At 72.5% G+C, this 20,627-nt stretch carries 14 protein-coding genes; 9 read left to right on the forward strand and 5 right to left on the reverse strand.

Going from position 1 to position 20,627, the window contains the following annotated elements:
* Positions 1–33: 33 nt before the first annotated feature.
* From rimP to ACZ6CV_RS26875, 9 genes are all read left to right on the forward strand, one after another.
* Positions 34–531: a ribosome maturation factor RimP gene (gene rimP, locus ACZ6CV_RS26835; RefSeq protein WP_469253209.1), complete on the forward strand. Its 498-nt coding sequence runs from the start codon at positions 34–36 to the stop codon at positions 529–531.
* Between the two features lie 2 nt (positions 532–533).
* Positions 534–1,523, forward strand: coding sequence for a transcription termination factor NusA (nusA, locus tag ACZ6CV_RS26840; RefSeq protein WP_469253210.1), 990 nt, complete (start codon positions 534–536; stop codon positions 1,521–1,523).
* A 132-nt stretch (positions 1,524–1,655) separates the two neighbouring features.
* Positions 1,656–1,943, forward strand: a complete 288-nt coding sequence (locus tag ACZ6CV_RS26845; RefSeq protein WP_362374156.1) for a YlxR family protein — start codon at positions 1,656–1,658, stop codon at positions 1,941–1,943.
* 146 nt (positions 1,944–2,089) lie between these two features.
* Complete coding sequence (gene infB, locus ACZ6CV_RS26850) at positions 2,090–5,215, forward strand: translation initiation factor IF-2 (protein WP_469253211.1); 3,126 nt, start codon at positions 2,090–2,092, stop codon at positions 5,213–5,215.
* A gap of 161 nt (positions 5,216–5,376) precedes the next feature.
* A complete protein-coding gene (locus ACZ6CV_RS26855; protein ID WP_355811901.1) occupies positions 5,377–5,670 on the forward strand; it encodes a DUF503 domain-containing protein in 294 nt (97 codons plus the stop codon).
* 48 nt (positions 5,671–5,718) lie between these two features.
* Positions 5,719–6,180: a 30S ribosome-binding factor RbfA gene (gene rbfA / locus ACZ6CV_RS26860; RefSeq protein ID WP_355811904.1), complete on the forward strand. Its 462-nt coding sequence runs from the start codon at positions 5,719–5,721 to the stop codon at positions 6,178–6,180.
* Positions 6,177–7,085, forward strand: coding sequence for a tRNA pseudouridine(55) synthase TruB (truB, locus tag ACZ6CV_RS26865; protein WP_469253212.1), 909 nt, complete (start codon positions 6,177–6,179; stop codon positions 7,083–7,085). Before rbfA ends, truB begins: the two co-directional genes overlap by 4 nt.
* A 257-nt stretch (positions 7,086–7,342) precedes the next feature.
* A complete protein-coding gene (locus ACZ6CV_RS26870) occupies positions 7,343–12,037 on the forward strand; it encodes a hypothetical protein (RefSeq protein WP_469253213.1) in 4,695 nt (1,564 codons plus the stop codon).
* 69 nt (positions 12,038–12,106) lie between these two features.
* Positions 12,107–13,057, forward strand: coding sequence for a bifunctional riboflavin kinase/FAD synthetase (locus tag ACZ6CV_RS26875; protein WP_362374165.1), 951 nt, complete (start codon positions 12,107–12,109; stop codon positions 13,055–13,057).
* A 574-nt stretch (positions 13,058–13,631) separates the two neighbouring features.
* Here ACZ6CV_RS26875 and ACZ6CV_RS26880 read toward each other — a convergent pair.
* The 5 genes from ACZ6CV_RS26880 to ACZ6CV_RS26900 form a co-directional block, all read right to left on the reverse strand.
* Positions 13,632–14,681: an ABC transporter ATP-binding protein gene (locus tag ACZ6CV_RS26880; protein WP_469253214.1), complete on the reverse strand. Its 1,050-nt coding sequence runs from the start codon at positions 14,679–14,681 to the stop codon at positions 13,632–13,634.
* A gap of 118 nt (positions 14,682–14,799) precedes the next feature.
* Positions 14,800–15,819, reverse strand: coding sequence for an ABC transporter ATP-binding protein (locus ACZ6CV_RS26885; protein ID WP_469253243.1), 1,020 nt, complete (start codon positions 15,817–15,819; stop codon positions 14,800–14,802).
* Between the two features lie 125 nt (positions 15,820–15,944).
* The gene (locus tag ACZ6CV_RS26890; RefSeq protein WP_469253215.1) at positions 15,945–16,901 is read right to left on the reverse strand and encodes an ABC transporter permease; all 957 of its coding nucleotides are present in this window, start codon (positions 16,899–16,901) and stop codon (positions 15,945–15,947) included.
* Positions 16,898–17,992, reverse strand: coding sequence for an ABC transporter permease (locus tag ACZ6CV_RS26895; protein WP_469253216.1), 1,095 nt, complete (start codon positions 17,990–17,992; stop codon positions 16,898–16,900). The genes ACZ6CV_RS26890 and ACZ6CV_RS26895 overlap by 4 nt, the downstream gene beginning before the upstream one ends.
* A gap of 3 nt (positions 17,993–17,995) precedes the next feature.
* Positions 17,996–19,894 carry an ABC transporter substrate-binding protein gene (locus tag ACZ6CV_RS26900; RefSeq protein ID WP_469253217.1) on the reverse strand — a complete coding sequence of 633 codons (1,899 nt, stop codon included), beginning with the start codon at positions 19,892–19,894 and terminating at the stop codon, positions 17,996–17,998.
* Positions 19,895–20,627: the final 733 nt, after the last annotated feature.

Genomic DNA, 20,627 nt, shown 5'->3' on the forward strand with positions numbered 1-20,627 from the left:
CACAACAGCACACGCGGCCGAGGAGTCACCCGGATGAGCACCACCCAGAGCGAGAGGCTGCGGCAACTACTGGAACCGCTCGTCAGCTCCCAGGACCTGGATCTCGAAGAGATCGAAGTGGCCTCGGTCGGACGCAAGCGAGTGCTGAGAGTCGTCATCGACTCCGACGACGGCGTGGACCTGGACCAGATCGCGGAAGTGAGCCGTCTGCTCTCCGCGCGGCTCGACGAGAGCGACGCCATGGGCGAGGGGGAGTACGACCTGGAGGTCGGATCCCCCGGCGCCGAGCGAGCCCTGACCGAGCGCCGTCACTACCTGCGCGCCGTGGGCCGCCTGGTGAAGTTCCAGCTGACCGAGGGCGGCGAGCTGACCGCCCGCATCCTCACCGTGGACGACGAGGGGCTCGACCTCGAGGTGCCCGGCGTGAAGGGCCGCAAGGCCACGTCCCGCCGCCTCGCCTTCACCGAGATCGACAAGGCGCGCGTGCAGGTCGAGTTCAACCGCAAGGACAAGAAGGAAGAGGAGGCGTAGCCGTGGACATCGACATGAGTGCCCTGCGGGGTCTGGTCCGGGAGAAGGAGATCTCCTTCGACCTGCTCGTCGAGGCGATCGAATCGGCCCTCCTCATCGCGTACCACCGCACCGAGGGAAGCTTCCGGCGCGCCCGCGTCAAGCTGGACCGCGACAGCGGCCACGTGACGGTGTGGGCGACGGAGGACCCTGCGGACCTCGAAGAGGGCCAGGAGGCCAAGGAGTTCGACGACACCCCGTCCGACTTCGGCCGCATCGCCGCGACCACGGCGAAGCAGGTCATCCTGCAGCGCCTGCGCGACGCCGAGGACGACGTGACGCTCGGCGAGTACGCCGGGCGCGAGGGCGACATCGTCACCGGCGTGGTCCAGCAGGGCCGAGACCCGAAGAACGTGCTGGTCGACATCGGCAAGCTCGAGGCCATCCTGCCCGTCCAGGAGCAGGTGCCGGGCGAGGAGTACCCGCACGGGCTGCGCCTGCGCTCGTACGTGGTCCGGGTGGCCAAGGGCGTCCGCGGCCCGTCCGTGACCCTGTCGCGCACGCACCCGAACCTGGTCAAGAAGCTCTTCGCGCTTGAGGTGCCCGAGATCGCCGACGGTTCCGTCGAGATCTCGGCCATCGCCCGCGAGGCCGGCCACCGCACCAAGATCGCGGTCCGTTCGACGCGCTCGGGGCTCAACGCCAAGGGCGCCTGCATCGGCCCGATGGGCAGCCGCGTGCGCAACGTGATGGCGGAGCTCAACGGCGAGAAGATCGACATCGTCGACTGGTCGGACGACCCGGCCGACATGGTCGCCCACGCGCTCTCCCCGGCCCGCGTCAGCAAGGTCGAGGTCGTCGACCTCGCCGCGCGCTCGGCCCGGGTGACCGTGCCGGACTACCAGCTGTCGCTCGCCATCGGCAAGGAGGGGCAGAACGCCCGCCTCGCCGCCCGGCTCACCGGCTGGCGCATCGACATCCGGCCCGACACCGAGCAGCCGGCCGACCAGTAGCGGACCTGCGGCGGAGCGGGCGCGGGAATAAATTCCGGGCGGCCACCGCTGCGATCACGACAGTATGTGGCGAGTAGCCGTTCGATTCTTGCCCCAAAGGGGTGAGGTCGGTGCGGGGAGGTAGACTTAAGCGTGTCTGGCCGGACGCATGCCCGCGCATGCCCTGAGCGCACCTGTGTGGGGTGCCGGGAGCGAGCGGCCAAGAGCGAACTGCTGCGCATCGTGGCGAAAGAGGGCGCCTGCGCCCCCGATCCAAGCGGTACGCTGCCCGGCCGGGGTGCCTATGTACACCCCGCCCTGGTCTGTCTGGACCAGGCGATCCGCCGTCGGGCGTTCCCGCGGGCCTTCCGAGCCCAGGGTCCGCTCGACACCGAGGCGGTACGCCGAGCGGTCGAGACGATCCAGCAGGCAGCAACGTAAGACGTGGTCGCACGGAGCCCCGTGTGGCCTTGGTATTCCGCGAGTTGGAAGTAGGTCGAGATTGCGATGAGCACTCGATGAGCACGCGATGAGTACGCCCATGAAGTAGCGACGGTCCGGCGTAACCCGGACCTAAAAGGAGCGAAGTGGCTAAGGTCCGGGTATACGAACTCGCCAAGGAGTTCGGAGTAGAGAGCAAGGTCGTCATGGCCAAGCTCCAAGATCTCGGTGAATTCGTACGTTCGGCGTCCTCGACGATCGAGGCGCCCGTGGTACGCAAACTGACTGACGCATTCCAGCAGGGCGGCGGCAACGGCAAGTCCGCCGCCAAGCCCGGCGCGCCGCGCAAGCAGGCCGCCCCCAAGCCGCCGTCCCCCTCGGGTTCGGCGTCGCCCTCTCCCGCGCAGGCCGCCCGTCCGGGTCCGGCCGCGCCCAAGCCGCCGGCGCCCAAGCCCGCCGCGGCCGAGAAGCCGGCCTCTCCGGCCACGCCGGGCCCGCGCCCGACGCCCGGCCCGAAGCCGCCGGCCCCCAAGCCCGCGCCGGCCTCGCCGGCTCCCGCTGCCCCGGAGTTCACCGCTCCGCCCGCCGCCCCGGCTGCTCCGGCGGCCTCCGCGGCCCCGCAGACCCCCCGTCCGGCCGCTCGCCCGGGTGCCCCGAAGCCCGGTGGCCGTCCGGCCCCCGGTCAGGGCCAGGGTGGTCAGGGCGGCCAGGGCCGTGGTGACCGCGGCGACCGTCAGGGTGCCCCGCGCCCCGGCGGCCAGGGTGGCGCCCCGCGTCCGGGCGGTGCCCGTCCCGCGGGTCCGCGTCCGGGCAACAACCCCTTCACCTCTGGTGGCTCCACCGGCATGGCGCGCCCGCAGGCGCCCCGTCCGGGCGGTGCCCCGCGTCCCGGCGGCGGCCCCGGTGGCCCCGGCGGCGCCCCGCGCCCGCAGGGCGGTCAGGGCGGCCCCGGTGGCGCTCCCCGTCCGCAGGGTCAGGGCGGCGCCCGTCCGACCCCGGGCGGCATGCCCCGCCCGCAGGGCGGCGCTCCGCGTCCCGGCGGCGGTCCCGCCGGTAACCGTCCGAACCCCGGCATGATGCCGCAGCGTCCCGCCGCGGGCCCGCGCCCCGGCGGTGGCCCCGGCGGTGGTCGTGGTCCCGGTGGCGGCGGTCGTCCGGGCGGCGCCGGTGGCGGTCGTCCTGGTGGCGGCGGCTTCGCGGGTCGTCCCGGTGGCGGTGGCGGCGGCTTCGCCGGCCGTCCCGGCGGTCCGGGTGGCGGCGGTGCCGGTCGTCCCGGTGGCGGCGGCGGCTTCGGCGGTCGTCCCGGCTTCGGTGGCCGTCCCGGCGGTCCCGGTGCCCGTGGTGGCACGCAGGGTGCGTTCGGCCGTCCCGGCGGGCCCGCCCGTCGCGGCCGCAAGTCGAAGCGGCAGAGGCGCCAGGAGTACGAGGCCATGCAGGCCCCGTCGGTGGGCGGCGTCATGCTGCCTCGCGGCAACGGACAGACCGTCCGCCTGTCGCGCGGTGCCTCGCTGACCGACTTCGCCGAGAAGATCAACGCCAACCCGGCTTCGCTGGTCGGCGTGATGATGAACCTCGGTGAGATGGTCACCGCCACGCAGTCCGTCTCCGACGAGACGCTGAAGCTCCTCGCGGACGAGATGAACTTCGTCCTCGAGATCGTCAGCCCGGAGGAGGAGGACCGCGAGCTCCTCGAGTCGTTCTCCATCGAGTTCGGCGAGGACGAGGGCGGCGAGGAAGCGCTCGTCTCCCGTCCGCCGGTCGTGACCGTCATGGGTCACGTCGACCACGGCAAGACCCGCCTCCTCGACGCCATCCGCAAGACGAACGTCGTCGCGGGCGAGGCCGGTGGCATCACCCAGCACATCGGTGCCTACCAGGTCGCGACCGAGGTCAACGGCGAAGAGCGCGCCATCACCTTCATCGACACCCCCGGTCACGAGGCGTTCACCGCCATGCGTGCCCGTGGTGCGAAGTCCACCGACATCGCGATCCTCGTGGTCGCGGCGAACGACGGTGTGATGCCGCAGACGATCGAGGCGCTGAACCACGCCAAGGCGGCCGACGTGCCGATCGTGGTCGCGGTCAACAAGATCGACGTCGAGGGTGCCGACCCGACCAAGGTGCGCGGTCAGCTCACCGAGTTCGGTCTGGTGGCCGAGGAGTACGGCGGCGACACGATGTTCGTCGACATCTCCGCGCGCCAGGGCGTCAACATCGAGCAGCTGCTCGAGGCCGTGGTCCTGACCGCGGACGCCTCGCTCGACCTGCGGGCCAACCCGGAGCAGGACGCGCAGGGCATCGCGATCGAGGCCCACCTCGACAAGGGCCGCGGCGCCGTCGCGACCGTCCTCGTCCAGCGCGGTACCCTCCGCGTCGGCGACACGATGGTCGCCGGTGACGCGTACGGCCGAGTCCGCGCGATGCTCGACGACAAGGGCGAGAACGTGGAGGAGGCGACCCCGTCGACCCCCGTCCTCGTGCTCGGTCTCACCAACGTGCCGGGTGCCGGCGACAACTTCCTGGTGGTCGACGAGGACCGTACGGCGCGTCAGATCGCCGAGAAGCGTGCGGCCCGTGAGCGCAACGCCGCGTTCGCCAAGCGCACCCGCCGGGTGTCCCTCGAGGACCTCGACCAGGTGCTCAAGGCGGGCCTGGTCCAGGACCTCAACATCATCATCAAGGGCGACGCGTCCGGTTCGGTGGAGGCTCTCGAGTCCTCGCTGCTCCAGCTCGACGTCGGCGAAGAGGTCGACATCCGCGTCCTGCACCGCGGTGTGGGTGCGGTCACCGAGTCCGACATCGACCTGGCGATGGGCTCCGACGCCATCGTCATCGGCTTCAACGTCCGTGCGGCCGGCCGTGCCGCGCAGATGGCGGAGCGCGAGGGCGTCGACGTCCGCTACTACTCGGTGATCTACCAGGCCATCGAGGAGATCGAGGCGGCCCTCAAGGGCATGCTCAAGCCGGAGTACGAGGAGGTCGAGCTCGGCACCGCGGAGATCCGCGAGGTCTTCCGCTCGTCCAAGCTCGGCAACATCGCGGGTGTGCTCATCCGTTCCGGCGAGGTCAAGCGCAACACCAAGGCCCGACTGCTCCGCGACGGCAAGGTCATCGCAGAGAGCCTCAACATCGAGGGTCTGCGCCGCTTCAAGGACGACGTCACCGAGATCCGCGAAGGGTTCGAGGGCGGTATCAACCTCGGCAACTTCAACGACATCAAGATCGACGACGTCATCGCGACGTACGAGATGCGCGAGAAGCCGCGCGGCTGATCGACTGTCCGAGGACAGCCTGATCCGCGTGGTCAGTGTCGGGGCCGGTCGACGGGGAAAATCCCGTCGATCGGCCCCGGCCGTTCCGTGTACGGTTCTGGTGTCCCCGCCGAGTGGTCGGCGGGGCCTCGAACCCGTACCGGCGGGACATCCGGACACACATGTATGTGGGGACTCTGTCCTTCGATCTGCTCCTCGGCGACGTACATTCGCTGAAGGAGAAACGCTCCGTCGTCCGCCCGATCGTCGCCGAGCTCCAGCGCAAGTTCGCGGTGAGCGCGGCGGAGGTGGGCGATCAGAACCTGCACCGCAGGGCCGAAGTGGGCCTCGCGGTGGTGTCGGGCGACTGGGGCCATCTCACGGACGTACTGGACCGGTGCGAGCGCCTCGTCGCCGCCCGGCCCGAAGTGGAGCTGCTGTCGGTACGACGGCGGCTGCACGGCGACGATGATTGAACAGCAAGACAAGCCCAGGGAATGCCCGGGGATAAGGGAGACGGAGCAGTGGCCGACAACGCGCGGGCGAAAAGGCTGGCGGACCTCATCCGAGAGGTGGTTGCGCAGAAGCTGCAGCGCGGGATCAAGGACCCGCGGCTCGGCACGCACGTGACCATCACGGACACCCGGGTGACCGGTGACCTGCGGGAGGCCACGGTCTTCTACACGGTCTACGGCGACGACGAGGACCGCGCGGCCGCGGCCGCGGGCCTGGAGAGCGCCAAGGGCGTCCTGCGCTCGGCGGTCGGCCAGGCCGCGGGCGTGAAGTTCACGCCGACGCTGGCCTTCGTCGCGGACGCCCTGCCGGACAACGCGCGGGCCATCGAGGACCTGCTCGACAAGGCACGGATGTCCGACGAGAAGGTCCGGGAGGTCTCCGCGGGCGCCGAGTTCGCGGGTGGCGCGGACCCGTACCGCAAGCCCGAGGACGACGACGCCGACGAGACGGACGGCGACGCCCGAGCATGAGCAAGAGCAGCACCACAACGCCGGACGGCCTTGTCATCGTCGACAAGCCGTCCGGCTTCACTTCGCACGACGTCGTGGCCAAGATGCGCGGGATCGCCAGGACCCGCCGCGTCGGCCACGCGGGCACCCTCGACCCGATGGCGACGGGCGTCCTGGTCCTCGGCGTCGAGCGCGCCACCAAGCTCCTCGGCCACCTCGCGCTGACCGAGAAGGAGTACCTGGGGACCATCCGGCTCGGCCAGAACACGATCACCGACGACGCCGAGGGCGAGATCACCTCGTCCACCGACGCCTCCAAGGTGGCCCGTGCGGACGTCGACGCCGGCATCGCCAAGCTCTCCGGCGACATCATGCAGGTGCCGTCGAAGGTCAGCGCCATCAAGATCGACGGCAAGCGGTCGTACGCGCGCGCCCGCAAGGGCGAGGAGTTCGAGATCCCGGCCCGGCCGGTGAAGATCTCCGCCTTCACGGTGTACGACGTCCGCGACGCCGTCGCCGAGGACGGCACGCCCGTCCTCGACCTGGTCGTCTCGGTCGTCTGCTCCTCGGGCACGTACATCAGGGCGCTCGCCCGCGACCTCGGCGCCGACCTCGGGGTGGGCGGCCATCTGACCGCGCTGCGGCGCACCCGCGTCGGCCCGTACAAGCTGGACGCGGCGAAGACCCTCGACCAGCTCCAGGAGGAGCTGACGGTGATGCCGGTGGCCGAGGCCGCGGGCCGGGCCTTCCCGCGCTGGGACGTGGACGACAAGCGCGGCCGGCTGCTGCTCAACGGCGTGCGGATCGACATGCCCGAGGAGTACGCGGGTGCCGGCGCCGTCGCCGTCTTCGATCCGGAGGGCCGCTTCCTGGTCCTGGCGGAGGAGTCACGGGGCAAGGCCAAGAGCCTGGCCGTCTTCGCGTGATGCGCGAGTAGGGCCTTGATCGGGCCTCGGTAGGCCTCGGTGGGGCCTCTTCGTTGCGGAGCGGCGGACACAGGTCCGCCGCTCCACGATCCCCCCACTGAGAGATGTATCCACCGGCACGCCCTCATTCACCCCTTCAGGCAGGCGCTCGGAGTGAACCGAGGGGTCGCAAGGGGGCGCGTTCGCGCCTCGATCTTTCCCACTGATCACCCCCGACCTACGGTCGTGGAAACGGGGCATGGCGGGGAGGTTCGAGCATGGCGGGACGCGGCCCGCGGTCCGGGGGCGCGGGGGACGCAGGGGGCCGAAGCGGCCCCTCGGTCCCGGCTCCCGTCCGGTCCGTGGTGCGGATACACGATCTCGCCGGGCGCCCGCGGGGCGCGGGGTTCGCCGCCGACGAGCACGGCACGATCATCACCAGCCACGAGGCGGTCGACGGCCTGGCCCGCGTCGTCCTGCACGCGCCGGGCGAGCGCACCTGTGTGGTGCACGCCGCCGACGTGGTGGCACTGCCCGACGCCGGGCTCGCGCTGATCCGCACCGAGGGACTGGGGCTGCGGCCGCTCCCCGTCACCGTGCGGGACGCCGTGCCGAGGGGTTCGTACGTGCGGATCGACGCGTGCGGCTGGCGTGAGGCGCGCGTCCTTGGCTCCGCGGCGGTGACGTACACGGCGACGGACCGCTTCCATCTGGTCGGCGCGGCCCTGGAGCTGGCGATCGGCACGGACGGCGCGGACGCGCTGCGGCTCGGGGGCGGGGCCGCGGGCGGGCCGGTGGTGGACGCCGTGTCCGGTGCGGTGGTGGCCGTCCTCGGGACGGCGCTGCTGCCCCAGCGCCCCGAGCCCGCGCCGCCCGGCCAGGACCCGTGCACCCACCGCCCCGCGGGCTACGCGGTGGCGCTGCGGGACGCGGCCGCCGCCGACCCGGCGGGCCCGCTCGCCGCCCTCCTCGCGCGCAACGCGGCGACCGTCCCCGCGTACGGCAGGGACCTCAATCTCGCGGGCGCGCTGCACCTGACGGCCACGTCGTCGGGGTGCGACGGCCCGCCGGCGCCGCTCCACGAACCGGTCGAACGGCCCGACGTCACGGCCGAGTTCGCCGCCTTCACGGCGGGGCCAGCGCGGGTCCTCGGCCTGGTCGGCGACCCCGGAACCGGGCGCACCACGGAGCTGGCCGCGCTCGCCGGGCGCCGCGCCAGGGGCGCCGAGCCCGCGCCCACGCTGTGGCTGCGCGGCGCCGACCTGTGCGGCACGGACGGGTCCGTGGCCGACGCGGTGGAGCGGGCGCTTGAGCGCGCCGGGCGGATCCTCGAAGCGGCGGGGGAGGCGCCCGCGGAGGGCCTCGGGGACGGTCTAGGGGAGGGCCCCGGGGCGGGTCTCGGGGACGTCTCGGCGGACCGGGTGGCGCGGCTCGTGCGGGATGCGGGGCGGCCCCTGCTCCTGCTGCTCGACGGCCCCGAGGAGATGCCGCCCGCGCTCGCGCACCGCCTCGCGCGGTGGAGCGAGGGCACGGAGGGCTGGCTGCGGGAGACGGGGGCGCGGCTGGTGGTGGCGTGCCGGGCGGAGTACTGGGAGCAGGCCGGGGCGCACTTCGACGCGGGGTCGCTGCACGCGGCGGGGGACGGGGCGGGGCTACCCGGGTGCGTACGCCTGGGAGGGCTGCCCGAGCCGCAGGCGCGCCGGGCCCGGACGCGGTACGGCATCCCGGAGGGCGCGCTGTCCGACGCCGACGCCAGGCATCCGCTGGCGCTGCGGCTGCTCGGCGAGGTGCGGGCCGCGCTGCCGGACGCACCGCCACCGGACGTGCCGCCGCCGGGCACACCGCCAGCGGGGACACCGGACCGGGACGAGATCTTCGGGGCCCATCTGGACCTGCTCTGCCTGCGGATCGCGGTACGGCTCGCGGCGGCGAACGGGCGGCGCGGGAGCGCGGTGCGACGGCTCGCGGCGGTGGTCTCGGGGCAGGTCCACGAGGCGGCGCGACGGTGCCTGGGGCCGGGGCAGGGCGGCCTGGACACGGCCGCGTTCGAAGAGGTCTTCCCATGGGGCGCGCCGGTGGCCGAACGGAGCGGGATGGAGTTCTCCGGGTGCACGGGGTGGGCGTCGGCGGTGCTCACGGAGGGGCTGCTCGTGCCGGCCGGGACGGGGTACCGCTTCGCGCACGAGGAGCCGGCGGACTGGCTGCAGGGGATGCATCTGGACGTGGACGGGGCGCTGATGTCCCTGGTCCACCGGCATCGTCCCGGTGCGGTGGCGCGGCCCGCCTCGGTGCCGGACCGGGGCGACCTCACGCCGACGGCGCGGCGCCCGCTTCCGGTGCCCCGGCACCGCATCGGCCCGGTGATCCAGGCCTTGCTGCTGCTGGGGCGCCAGCGGGGAGCGGCGGAGTTGGCGTCGAGGTTGCTGGAGCTGGCGGACGCGTTGGGGGAATGCGCGGGGGGCGCGGGGATGGGGGCTGAGGCTGGTGAGGCGGGGGACGCCGGGTGGTGGGCCGGGCGGTTGTTGGAGGGGGTGCTGCTGCGCGTCCCCGACGCGTCGCCGTACCTCGCGGTGCTCGAACCCCTCGCCGAGCGGGGGGAGTTCGGGGCCTCCTTCTGGTTACGGCTGCCGCTGGGGGAGGCCGACCGGTTCGCGCTGTTGCGGCGGCTCGTGGTGCGGGACGGGCCGCCGGGGGCGGCGGGGCGGTGCCTGGACGCGGTGGCGGACCTGCTGGCCGCCGACCCCGTGGCCGTACAACCGCACCTCGTGCGCTGGTTCGCCGACGAACGCGCGCTGGCGGCCGCGCCGCACGCGACGGTCGCCTCCGCGGCCCAGGCGCTGCTCCACACGCATCGGCACCGTGCGATCGACAACCTCATGGAGACGTTGGTCGATTGCGGGGGCGCCTGCGGGGGCGCCTGCGGCGCGGCGTTGGGTGAGGGCGCGGGCGTCCCGGCGGGCCGGGCGGGGACGTGCGCAGACGTGCCGGGCCGCGTCCCGCCGGGTGCCCTCGCAGACGACGCCGACATCCGCGCCGGCTTCCCGGCGGGGCGAGTTGAGGCGGGGGCCGGTGCCGGTGCTTTGGATGGCGGTGTGGGGGGCGGCTTCCCGGTGGGGGGCGTGGATGCTGGTGCCGGTGTCTTGGGCGACGGTACGGATGGAGGGTTCCCGGCGGAGCGAGCCGAGGCGGGTGCCGGTGCCGATGCCTTGGCCGACGGTGTGGAGGGTGGCGTTCGGGCAGGGGGCGTGGGCGCCGGTGTCTTGGACGGCGGTACGGAGGGTGGCGTCGAGGCCAGTCGCGGGGACACGTCGCGCGGCTCGGCCGAGGCGCGGGCGGATGCCCTAGCAGATGCGCTGGCCGACCATGCCCGGCGCGTGCCCGCCGACTCCTGTGCCGATGCCTCGGTCGACCGCGCCGACACGGTTGCCGACCGTGCCGGCATGCGCGAGGGGAACCCGGCCGTCGGTGCAGAACCCCGCGCCGGGGGCCCGGACGCCCGCTCCGACGCCCCGGCCGACCGCGTAGATATCCGTACCGGATCCCGCTTCGCCGTCGTCCGCACCGGTGCCGTGCCGGGCCGAGACGGCGTCCGTGTCGAGCTCTCGGCCGAACGGGCCGATGCACCCGTCTCCACCTGCGCGGACGCCCCGGCCGATCGCGTAGACGTCCGTACCGGCTCCCGTTCCGCCGCCGGCACCGATGCGGTGACTGGTCGAGGCGACGCTTGCATCGAGCCCTCGGTCGAACCGGCCAAAGCACGTGCCTCCGCCTGCGCGGGCGCCCCAGCCGACCGCGTCGACCCCCGTGCCGGGCGTGCGAACCCCCGTACCGCCGCCGCCCCCCTGAGCGACCCCTCCACCCCCTCGCACACCCGCATCGCCGCCCGTGCCGATGAGCTGCTTGCTGCGCTTGTTGAGGAGGAGCCGTCTGCCGTTTGTCGGGCCGTGGCTCGGTGGGCCCGTGATGAGCGGGGCTGTCGGCGGTTCGCGGCTGCCCTGTACGGGCCGCGTGTCGCCCCGTACGCCGACGACGGGCCCGCCCGCGACCTCCTGCGCCACGCCGCCTTCGCGCTGCTCGCCCAGGCCGACGACAGCCTGCACGGCGCCGCCCTCGCGCTCCTCGTGCACGATCCGCGGACCCGTTCCCGGCACCTGCCCCACGCCCTGTCGCGCTTCGCCGCCGGCGATCCCCTGCTGCCCGCGACCGCCCCCGCCGCCGCGCTGGCCAGCCATCCCGAGCCCGTGCTCGACGCCTTCCGTACCCGGCTGCTGCACGTGCCAGGGCCGGTGAGCGACGAGATCCTGTGCGCCCTCGCCGACGTGACCACGCCCGCCCTCGTCCACCGCGTGGCCGCCCTCGTCCACGATCTCCTGGAGAGGCGTCCCGAGGCGGCCGGGGTGGCGGCCGCGTACGTCGACCGGCTGCTCGACCACGGTCCCGCCGTGCGCTCTGCGCTCTTCCCGCTCGTCACGGGGGTGCTGCGCAGCCGTCCCGCGCGGGTGCGGGCCGCGCTCGCGCCCGTGCTCGCCGCGCCCGGCACCCCCGCCTCGCGCGGCCTGCGGGGCGAGCTGTTCGACGTACTGCTCGGCCAGGAGCGGGACCCGGACGTCCTGGAGAGCGCCCTGCGGGCGGTGGCGCGCGCCGCGGGGGAGTACGGCGAGGACCGTACCCACGCGCGCGTGCACCGCATCGGGCAGTTGCTGGTCCGCACCCCGGAAGGGGCCACCCGCTTCGACCGGTGTCTGGTCGAGGCGGCGCGCGACTGTCCCGGCTTCGCCGCGCGGGTCATCGCGTGGCTCGGCGCCGCACCGGACGCCTGGGCCGCGCTGGTCGGCCCGAGCGCCGGCCGCACCATCGAGGCCCTCGCGGGCGGCGTCCGCATCCCCGCGCAGGGCCGGCCGGCGGGCCGGTCGGGAGTGACCCCCGCCACTTGCTCCGGTGCGAGCCGTGACCCGTCGGCATGGCAGTCTTAGTCCTGCGTAATCGGCAAGGGGAACGTACAGAAGTACGTGACGTATACGGGTTCGGCGAGGAGCAAAGAAGTGCAGCGCTGGCGTGGCTTGGAGGACATCCCCCAGGACTGGGGGCGCAGCGTCGTCACCATCGGTTCCTACGACGGCGTGCACCGCGGTCACCAGCTGATCATCGGCCGTGCGGTGGAGCGCGCCCGTGAGCTCGGCGTGCCCGCGGTCGTCGTCACCTTCGACCCGCACCCCAGCGAGGTCGTCCGCCCCGGCAGCCACCCGCCGCTGCTCGCCCCGCACCACCGGCGCGCCGAGCTGATGGCCGAGCTGGGTGTGGACGCGCTGCTGATCCTGCCGTTCACCACCGAGTTCTCGAAGCTGTCGCCCGCCGACTTCGTGGTCAAGGTCCTCGTCGACAAGCTGCACGCGCGCGTGGTCGTCGAGGGCCCCAACTTCCGCTTCGGCCACAAGGCCGCGGGCGACGTCGCCTTCCTGACCGAGCAGGGGCGGACGTACGACTACGAGGTCGACGTCATCGACCTGTACGTCCGCGGCGAGGCCGGCGGCGGTGAGCCCTTCTCGTCCACCCTGACGCGGCGGCTGATCGCCGAGGGCGACATGACGGGGGCGGCGGAGATCCTCGGGCGCCCGCACCGTGTCGAGGGCATCGTCGTACGGGGTGCGCAGCGGGGGCGTGAGCTGGGGTTCCCCACGGCCAACGTGGAGACGTTGCCGCACACCGCGATTCCTGCGGACGGCGTCTACGCGGGGTGGCTGCACGCGGATGGTGAGGTGATGCCGGCGGCGATTTCCGTGGGCACGAATCCGCAGTTCGACGGGACGGAGCGGACGGTCGAGGCGTACGCGATCGATCGCGTCGGGCTTGACCTGTACGGATTGCATGTCGCCGTCGACTTTCTCGCCTTCGTGCGGGGGCAGGCGAAGTTCGACTCCGTCGAGGCGTTGTTGGTCGCCATCGCGGATGACGTGAAGCGGTGTCGGGCGCTGGTGGAGGGGGCCGGGGGGTAGTCCTCCGTCGGTGGGGTGTGGGGGCCGGCGGGGGGTGCGTTGCGCAGTTCCCCGCGCCCCTGGGCCCGCCGTAGGTCCCGCCCGCCGTTGGCTCTGCTGCGGGCCGGTGGGGGTTTGTCGCGCAGTTCCCCGCGCCCCTAGGTCGTCGATGGTTCCGCCCGCCGTTGGTTGCTGCGGGCCGGTGGGGGCTTGTTGCGCAGTTCCCCGCGCCCCTGGGTCGTCGTCGGTTGCGCTCGTCGTTGGTTGTGGCGGGTTCGCTCGGGGTGTCGCGTGGTTTCCCGCACCCCTTCGGTCCCGCGCGTCATGGGGAAGCGGGGCGCAGCCCCTGCTTCAGGGGCGCGGGGAACTGCGCGAGCAGCCACGGCGCGCCCGCAGCCGCCGATGAACCGATACCCCGCATCCGTGGTGGCGGCCGGGGCGCAGCCCCGCCGTCTTAGGGGCGCGGGGAACTGCGCGAGCAACCACGACGCGCTCGCAGTCGTCGACGAACCGGTACCCGCTTCAGGGGCGCGGGGAACTGCGCGAGCAACCACCGCGCACCCGCAGCCGCCGGCCAACCGACACCCCGCCCCCCTTAAGGCGCCCCACCCGTGAAGGCGCCCCCGCCAGAAGTCGCCGCAGCCCAATGGCAAGCCACCTGCGTCGCGTCGCCCCCCGCCAGGACCGGCAAGTCCTCCCCGCGGCAGCGGGCCGCCACGCCCGCTCGTTCCGCCTCGCCCGAGGCGAGCACCTGGCAGCGCACATGGAAGCGGCAGCCCCCCGGGATGCGGGACGGGTCCGGCGGTTCGCCGGTGAGGACGACCGGCTCGCCGGGTGCCTCGGGCAGGACCGACAACAGCGCCTGCGTGTAGGGGTGCTGAGGCGCCGTCAGGACCTCCTCCACCGTTCCCGTCTCCACGATCCGGCCCAGATACATCACCGCCACCCGGTCCGCGATGTTCCACGCGAGCCCCAGGTCGTGCGTCACCACCAGCGCGGAGAGCCCCAGTTCGTCGCGGAGCCGAAGGAGCAGGGCCAGGATCTCGCCCCGTACCGACGCGTCCAGCGACGCCACCGGCTCGTCGGCGACGATGAGTTCGGGTTCCAGGACCAGCGCGCCCGCGATGACGACGCGCTGCCGCTGGCCCCCGGACAGCTCGTGCGGGTAGCGCAGGAAGAACCGCTCCGGCGGCCGCAGCCCGGCCCGCGAGAGCGCCTCCGCGACCGCCGCCCGCTCGTCACCCGCGTACCCATGGATGCGCAGCCCCTCCGCCACGGCGTCGTACACCGTGTGCCGGGGATTGAGCGAGCCGCTCGGATCCTGCAGGACCAGCTGCACCCGCTTGCGGTACGCCTTCAGGGCGCGCCCCGAGTAGTTCAGGGGCTCACCGCCGAACGTGACCTTGCCGGACGTCGGCGGCACGAGCCCGAGCAGCGAACGGGCCAGCGTCGTCTTGCCGCACCCCGACTCGCCGACGAGGGCGACGATCTCGCCGCCCTTGATGTCGAGGTCGACGCCGTCCACCGCCCGCGCGGTCGGCGCGCCGCGCCGGCCGGGGAAGGCGATGTGCAGGTCGGCGGCGGACAGCAGGGGCAGCGGCCCGCGGTCGGCCTCCGTGCGGATCGTGTCCGGTTGTGCGGTCATGCGCGGTTCCTCTTCACGGGGGGCCGAGGGCTCCGAAGGCGATGGAGGTGATGGAGGTGATGGAGGCGCCGGGGGCTCAGGGGGTGGCGAAGGCTCCGGAAGACCGGAGGGCTCCCCGTCACCCTTTGCGCTCCGCCGTCGCGGGCGCCGACGTGGGCTGGGCCGGCAGCGGCGCGCCCGCGTGGACGCACGCCGCCCGGTGCTGCGGCCCCGCGTCCCGCAGGGCCTGGTCCTCCGTGGCGCAGGTGTCCAGGGCCACCGGGCACCGGAGGTGGAACGTGCAGCCCGTCGGCAGGTCGGACGGGTCGGGCGGATCGCCGGGCAGACCGCGCGGGGCGAACCGCGACGCCGCGTCGCCGATGCGCGGGAAGGCGGCCGACAGCGCCCTGCCGTACGGGTGGCGGGCGTTCTCGTACACCTCGGTGGCCGGTCCCTCCTCGACGACGCGGCCCGCGTACATCACCGCGAGCCGGTCGCAGGTGTCGGAGAGCACTGCGAGGTCGTGGCTGATCATCATCAGGCCGAGGTCCTGCTCGCCCACCAACTGTTCGATCAGTCGCAGGATCTGGGCCTGGATCATCACGTCGAGCGCGGTGGTCGGCTCGTCGGCGATGATCAGGCGGGGGCCGCAGGCCAGCGCCATCGCGATCATCACGCGCTGCCGCTGCCCGCCGGACAGCTCGTGCGGATACGCCTGCGCGCGGGCGGCGGGCAGCCCCACCTGTTCGAGGAGCTCGCCCACCTTCTGCCGGGCGCCCGCCTGCGTCGCCTTCTTGTGCAGCAGGATCGGCTCGGCGATCTGGTCGCCGATGCGGTGCACGGCGTTCAGCGAGTGCATCGCGCCCTGGAAGACGATCGAGGCGCCCGCCCAGCGCACCGCGCGGACCTGGCCCCACTTCATGGTGAGGACATCCTCGCCGTCCAGCAGGATCTCGCCGGACACCTTGGTGCCGGCCGGCAGCAGGCGCAGCAGGGCCAGTGCCAGCGTGGACTTGCCGCAGCCGGACTCGCCGGCGACGCCGAGCTTGTGGCCCGCGTCCACGTGCAGGTTCACGCCGCGCACGGCGGCGGCGCCGTTCGCGTACGTCACCTCCAGGTCCCGCACGTCGAGGAGGCGGTGCCGCTCGACGGCCGGCACTCCGTCCTCGCGTACGTCGGTCGCCGGCGCTTCGGTCTTCCGCTCGCCCGCCTTCCGTACGCCGGTCCTCTGCGCGTCGGTCTTCTGTACGCCGGTCTTCTGTACGCCGGTCTTCTGGACGTCCTTCAACGGGTGGCCCCCAGCCTGGGGTTGAGCACGGATTCCACGGCGCGGCCGCACAGCGTGAACGCCAGCGCCACGATCGCGATGGCCAGACCGGGCGGCGCGAGGTACCACCAGTGCCCGGCGCTGACCGCGCCCGCCTCGCGGGCGTCCTGCAGCAGGCCGCCCCAGGAGACGCTGGTCGGATCGCCGAGGCCCAGGAAGGCGAGCGTCGCCTCGGTGAGGATGGCGCCGGAGATGACCAGCGTGGTCTGCGCGAGGACCAGCGGCATGACGTTGGGCAGCACGTGCCGCGTCATGATGTGGCCGTGGCCGCCGCCGAGGGCCTGGGCGCGCTCGATGTACGGGCGGGACTCCACCGCGAGGGTCTGCGCGCGGACCAGCCGCGCCGTGGTCGGCCAGGTCGTCACGCCGATCGCCAGGATGATCGTCCAGATCGTGCCGGACATCACCGCGGCGAGCGCGATGGCGAGCACCAGCGTCGGCATCACCAGGAACCAGTCGGTGATCCGCATGATCACGGTGGCGTACCAGCCCTTGAAGTGCCCGGCGGTGATCCCGACGAGCGTGCCGATGGCCACCGAGAGCACGGCGGCGAGCAGCCCGACGGTCAGCGACATGCGCGCGCCCCACACGAGCAGGCCCAGCAGGTCGCGCCCGAACTGGTCGGTGCCGAGCGGGAACTCCGCGCTCGGCGACTCCATCGGATCGCCCGGCGCGCCGGTCACGCTCTGCGCGTCGGAGCCCACCAGCAGCGGAGCGAAGACCGCGGCGAGGGCGATCACGACCAGCACGGCGAGGCCGACGAGCCCGGCGCGGTGCGTGCGGTACGCGCGCCAGAAGCGGACGGCGGAGTGCCGGCGCCGCGTCCAGGCCAGCGAGCGGGCGCTCTTGGCCTCCGGCGCGGTAGGCGGGGTGGCCGGGGTCGTCGGTGTGGTCGGTGCGGATTCGGTCGTCATCGGCCCACCCGGGGATCGAGCAGCGGATAGATCACGTCGGCCAGGGTGTTCATCAGGATCACCGCGACGGAGAAGACGAAGAACAGCCCCTGCACCAGCGGCAGGTCGGGCACGCTCAGCGCCTGGTAGAAGAGCCCGCCGAGGCCCGGCCACGAGAAGACGGTCTCGACGAGGATCGCGCCCGCGACCACCGTGCCGAGGTTGACGAACATCAGCGTCACCGTCGGCAGCATGGCGTTGGGGACGGCGTGCCGCCGCCGTACCAGATCGTCCCGCAGCCCCTTGGCGCGCGCGGTCGTCAGATAGTCGCTGCCCATCTCGTCGAGGAGCGAGGAGCGCATGACGAGCAGGGTCTGCGCGTACCCGACGGCGACCAGCGTGATGACCGGAAGCACCATGTGGTGCGCGACATCGAGGACGTACGCGAAGCCGGTCTCGCCCCCGGACTCCAGGCCACCGGTGGGGAACATCCCGGGAATCGGCCCGATGCCCACCGAGAAGGTGATGATCAGGAGCAGGCCCAGCCAGAACGACGGCACCGAGTACAGCGTCAGGGCGAGCCCGGTGTTGAAGCGGTCGCCGAGCTTTCCGTTGCGCCAGGCGGTCCGCGTGCCCAGCCAGATGCCGATGAGCGTGTAGAGGACGTACGCCGTTCCGGTGAGCAGCAGCGTCGCGGGCAGCGCGTTCGTGATCTTGTCCATCACGGGGGCGTGGAACTGGTACGACGTGCCGAAGTCGCCGCTCAGGACGTTTCCGGTGTAGTCCCAGAACTGGGCCATGACCGGCTTGTCGAGGCCGAACTCCTTGCGCATCGCGGCCAGTTGCTCGGCCGAGACGCGCTTGCCGCCCGTCATCTGCTTGACGGGGTCACCGGGGATGAGCCGGAAGAGGAAGAAGCTGGTGACGAGCACGGCGAAGAGCGACACGATCGCGCCGCCGAGCTTGCCCGCCACATAGAGGAGGTAGGCGCGGGTGTTGCGGGCGCGCGGCCCGCGGGCCGACGCCGGCCCGGCCTTCGCCGGGTCGCCGTCGGCCCCGGGGCCCAGGGGGCCCTCGGTGTCGAGCAGAGCGGGATTGCTGTCAGCGGTCATGCGTTACTCGCGGTCCTCTGCGGTCGAACGGCGGCGCAGGGCGAACAGGATTCCGCCGCCCACGAGCACCACCGCGGCAGCGGCGATACCGATGATGACACCGGTCGAGCTGCCGTCCTTGGAGGAACTCTTCCCATCCGCGGGGACCGCCGACCACCAGCTCCAATATCCGTCCTGGCCGTAGATGTTCCCGGCGGCCGTCGGCATGGTGGTGATGGACTTGATCTGGTCGGTGCGGTAGGCCTCGACGGCGTTCGGATAGGCGAGGACGTTCATGTAGCCCGAGTCGTACAGCCACGACTGCATCTGCTTGACGATGTCCGCCCGTTTGGCGGGGTCGTACTCGGCCAGTTGCTTGCCGTACAGCTCGTCGAACTTCTTGTCGCAGATGAAGTTGTCGGTGGCGGCGCTCTCCTTGGCCTTCACCGGCAATGCGGCGCAGGTGTGGATGCCGAGCACGAAGTCGGGGTCGGGGTTGACGGACCAGCCGTCGAAGGCGAGGTCGTACTCACCGGCGTACCAGGGCACGGACACGTCGTCGAGGCAGTTGACCTTGAGCCCGATGCCGAGATCGCCCCACCACTCCTTCAGGTACTTGCCGACGGCCTTGTCGTTGGGGTCCGTGGCGTGGCAGAGGATGCGCAGGTTCAGCGGCTTGCCGTCCTTGCCGACGCGCGTGCCGTCGCCGTTCTTCTTGTACCCGGCCTCGTCGAGGAGCCGTGCGGCCCGCTTCGGGTCGTACGCCATCTTCTGGTCGGCGGAGGGCTTCCAGGCGTACGTGGAGAAGCGCGGCGGAATGTAACCGGCGCCCTCGACGGCGTGCCCCTGGAACACCTTGTCGACCAGCGCCTCGCGGTCGACGGAGAGGAAGAGCGCCTGCCGGACCCGCTTGTCGAGCAGCGCCGGATTCCCGTCGCCGAACTTCTTGCCGTCCTTGGTCTTGGCGCCCGGGTTGGTGGCGAGCGCGAAGAAGCGGCGCCCCGGCCCCTCGTTGACCTTGATGTTGTCCTCGTTCTTCAAGGACGCGGCCTGCGCGGGCGTGAGCGCGGGCTGCCCGGCGACGAACGACACCTCGCCCTTGCGCAGGGCGGAGACGGCGGCGTCCTGGTCCTTGTACGTCTTGAAGACGAGCTCGTCGAACTTGGCCGAACCGCGCCAGAAGTTCTTGTTCGCCTTCAACTTCACGTACTGGTCGACCTTGTACTCCGACAGGATGAACGGCCCGTTGCCGACGACGGGCATCTTGTCGTTGTTGAACTTCGAGATGTCGTCGACCTTCTCCCAGACGTGCTTGGGGACGATCGGCACGTCGAGCGCGGCCATCGTGGCCTGCGGCTCCTTCAGCTCGATGACCAGCTTGGTCGGGCTGGGCGCGGTCACCTTCTTGAAGTTGGTGACGAAGTTGGAGTTCGCGGTGGCGGTGCCCTCCTTGGACATCACCTTGTTGAACGTCCACGCCGCGTCCTCGGCGGTGGCGGGCTTCCCGTCCGACCACTTGGAGTTCTCCCGGATGGTGTACGTCCAGGTGAGCTTGTCGGCCGAGGACTTCCAGGAAAGGGCGAAGCCGGGGATCGCCTTGTTGTCCTTGGCGTCGTAGTTCGTCAGGTACTCGTACGTCAGCCGGTGCAGGCTGGTGCTGAGCAGCCGCTGGGCGAGGAACGGACTGAGCGAGTCGACGCTCTGCGCGACGGCGACGGTGAGCACCTTCTTGCCCCCGTCCTCGGCGGACGCCTGGTCCGGGGCCGGATTGAGCGGCGTGGCGAGCCCGGCGGTGAGGGCGAGGGCGGCGAGCCCACCGGCGAGGAGCCTCAGGCGGCCGCGGGGGCGGGACGGTACCGCTCGCTTCGGAACTGTTCGTCTGCCGTGCTGATCTTGTCTGCCGTGCTGATCTTGTGTGTCCATGGGTCGGTGACCTCGCGTCATCGCTCGCGCAGGGATGGCTGGTTGCACGCTGGTGGATCAAGGAACGTCAGCTGGTGGATGTGTGTTTACCAGCGCCAGTCTGCACGCGTCAACGGCGGGTGAACCCCATGTGGCCTGCGGAAATAACGAGTTGACCGTGATTTCATCCGCATTGGTCAAGACCAGTGAAGCGTGGCTGGTGAGGGGGTGACGGGAGGGGAGAGGGTGACGTGACCTGCGCCCGAGCTACGCCTGCTCCGGCCTCCTTTCGGGGACCGCTTCCATTCGGGGGAGCGGTAGCTGGCCGGATACGGCCTGGCGGACCCGGCGCTACGGCCTTGCGGACCCGGCTCGGGGCCGGGGCTCCTGGGCTCGGGGCTCCGAGCTCCGCTTCCGATCTCCGGGTTCCGGGCTCCGCTTCCGTCCCCGGCTCTCACTTGGGCTCTTAGACCGGCTTGCGCTCGGGGCCCCCGGGATCCACTTCGACCCCGGCTCGGGCTCGGCTTTCGGGGCCACGCCCAGGCTCCGCTTCCGTTCCCTCGGCTGGGTTCTCCGCTTCCGGTGCTTCGCCTGGGTGCCTCGCTTGGGCGCCCCGCCTGGCCCCGCTCCCGCTGTGGGCAGGCGTTCCGCACGGCGGAACGGGTGGGCACAGCGCGAAGGTGCCGGGCTTCGGTGAGTGTGGCGGAACGCCGACGGGCCCGCACCGAGGAACGGTGCGGGCCCGCTGACGAGT

It is taken from the genome of Streptomyces sp. NPDC041713, assembly GCF_055591085.1.

Coding starts and splice junctions, on each gene's coding strand:
- rimP (WP_469253209.1), top strand. CDS start 34: ATGAGCACCACCCAGAGCGAGAGGCTGCGGCAACTACTGGAACCGCTC.
- ACZ6CV_RS26855 (WP_355811901.1), top strand. CDS start 5,377: ATGTATGTGGGGACTCTGTCCTTCGATCTGCTCCTCGGCGACGTACAT.
- truB (WP_469253212.1), top strand. CDS start 6,177: ATGAGCAAGAGCAGCACCACAACGCCGGACGGCCTTGTCATCGTCGAC.
- ACZ6CV_RS26870 (WP_469253213.1), top strand. CDS start 7,343: ATGGCGGGACGCGGCCCGCGGTCCGGGGGCGCGGGGGACGCAGGGGGC.
- ACZ6CV_RS26880 (WP_469253214.1), bottom strand. CDS start 14,681: ATGACCGCACAACCGGACACGATCCGCACGGAGGCCGACCGCGGGCCG.
- ACZ6CV_RS26890 (WP_469253215.1), bottom strand. CDS start 16,901: ATGACGACCGAATCCGCACCGACCACACCGACGACCCCGGCCACCCCG.
- ACZ6CV_RS26895 (WP_469253216.1), bottom strand. CDS start 17,992: ATGACCGCTGACAGCAATCCCGCTCTGCTCGACACCGAGGGCCCCCTG.
- ACZ6CV_RS26900 (WP_469253217.1), bottom strand. CDS start 19,894: ATGGACACACAAGATCAGCACGGCAGACAAGATCAGCACGGCAGACGA.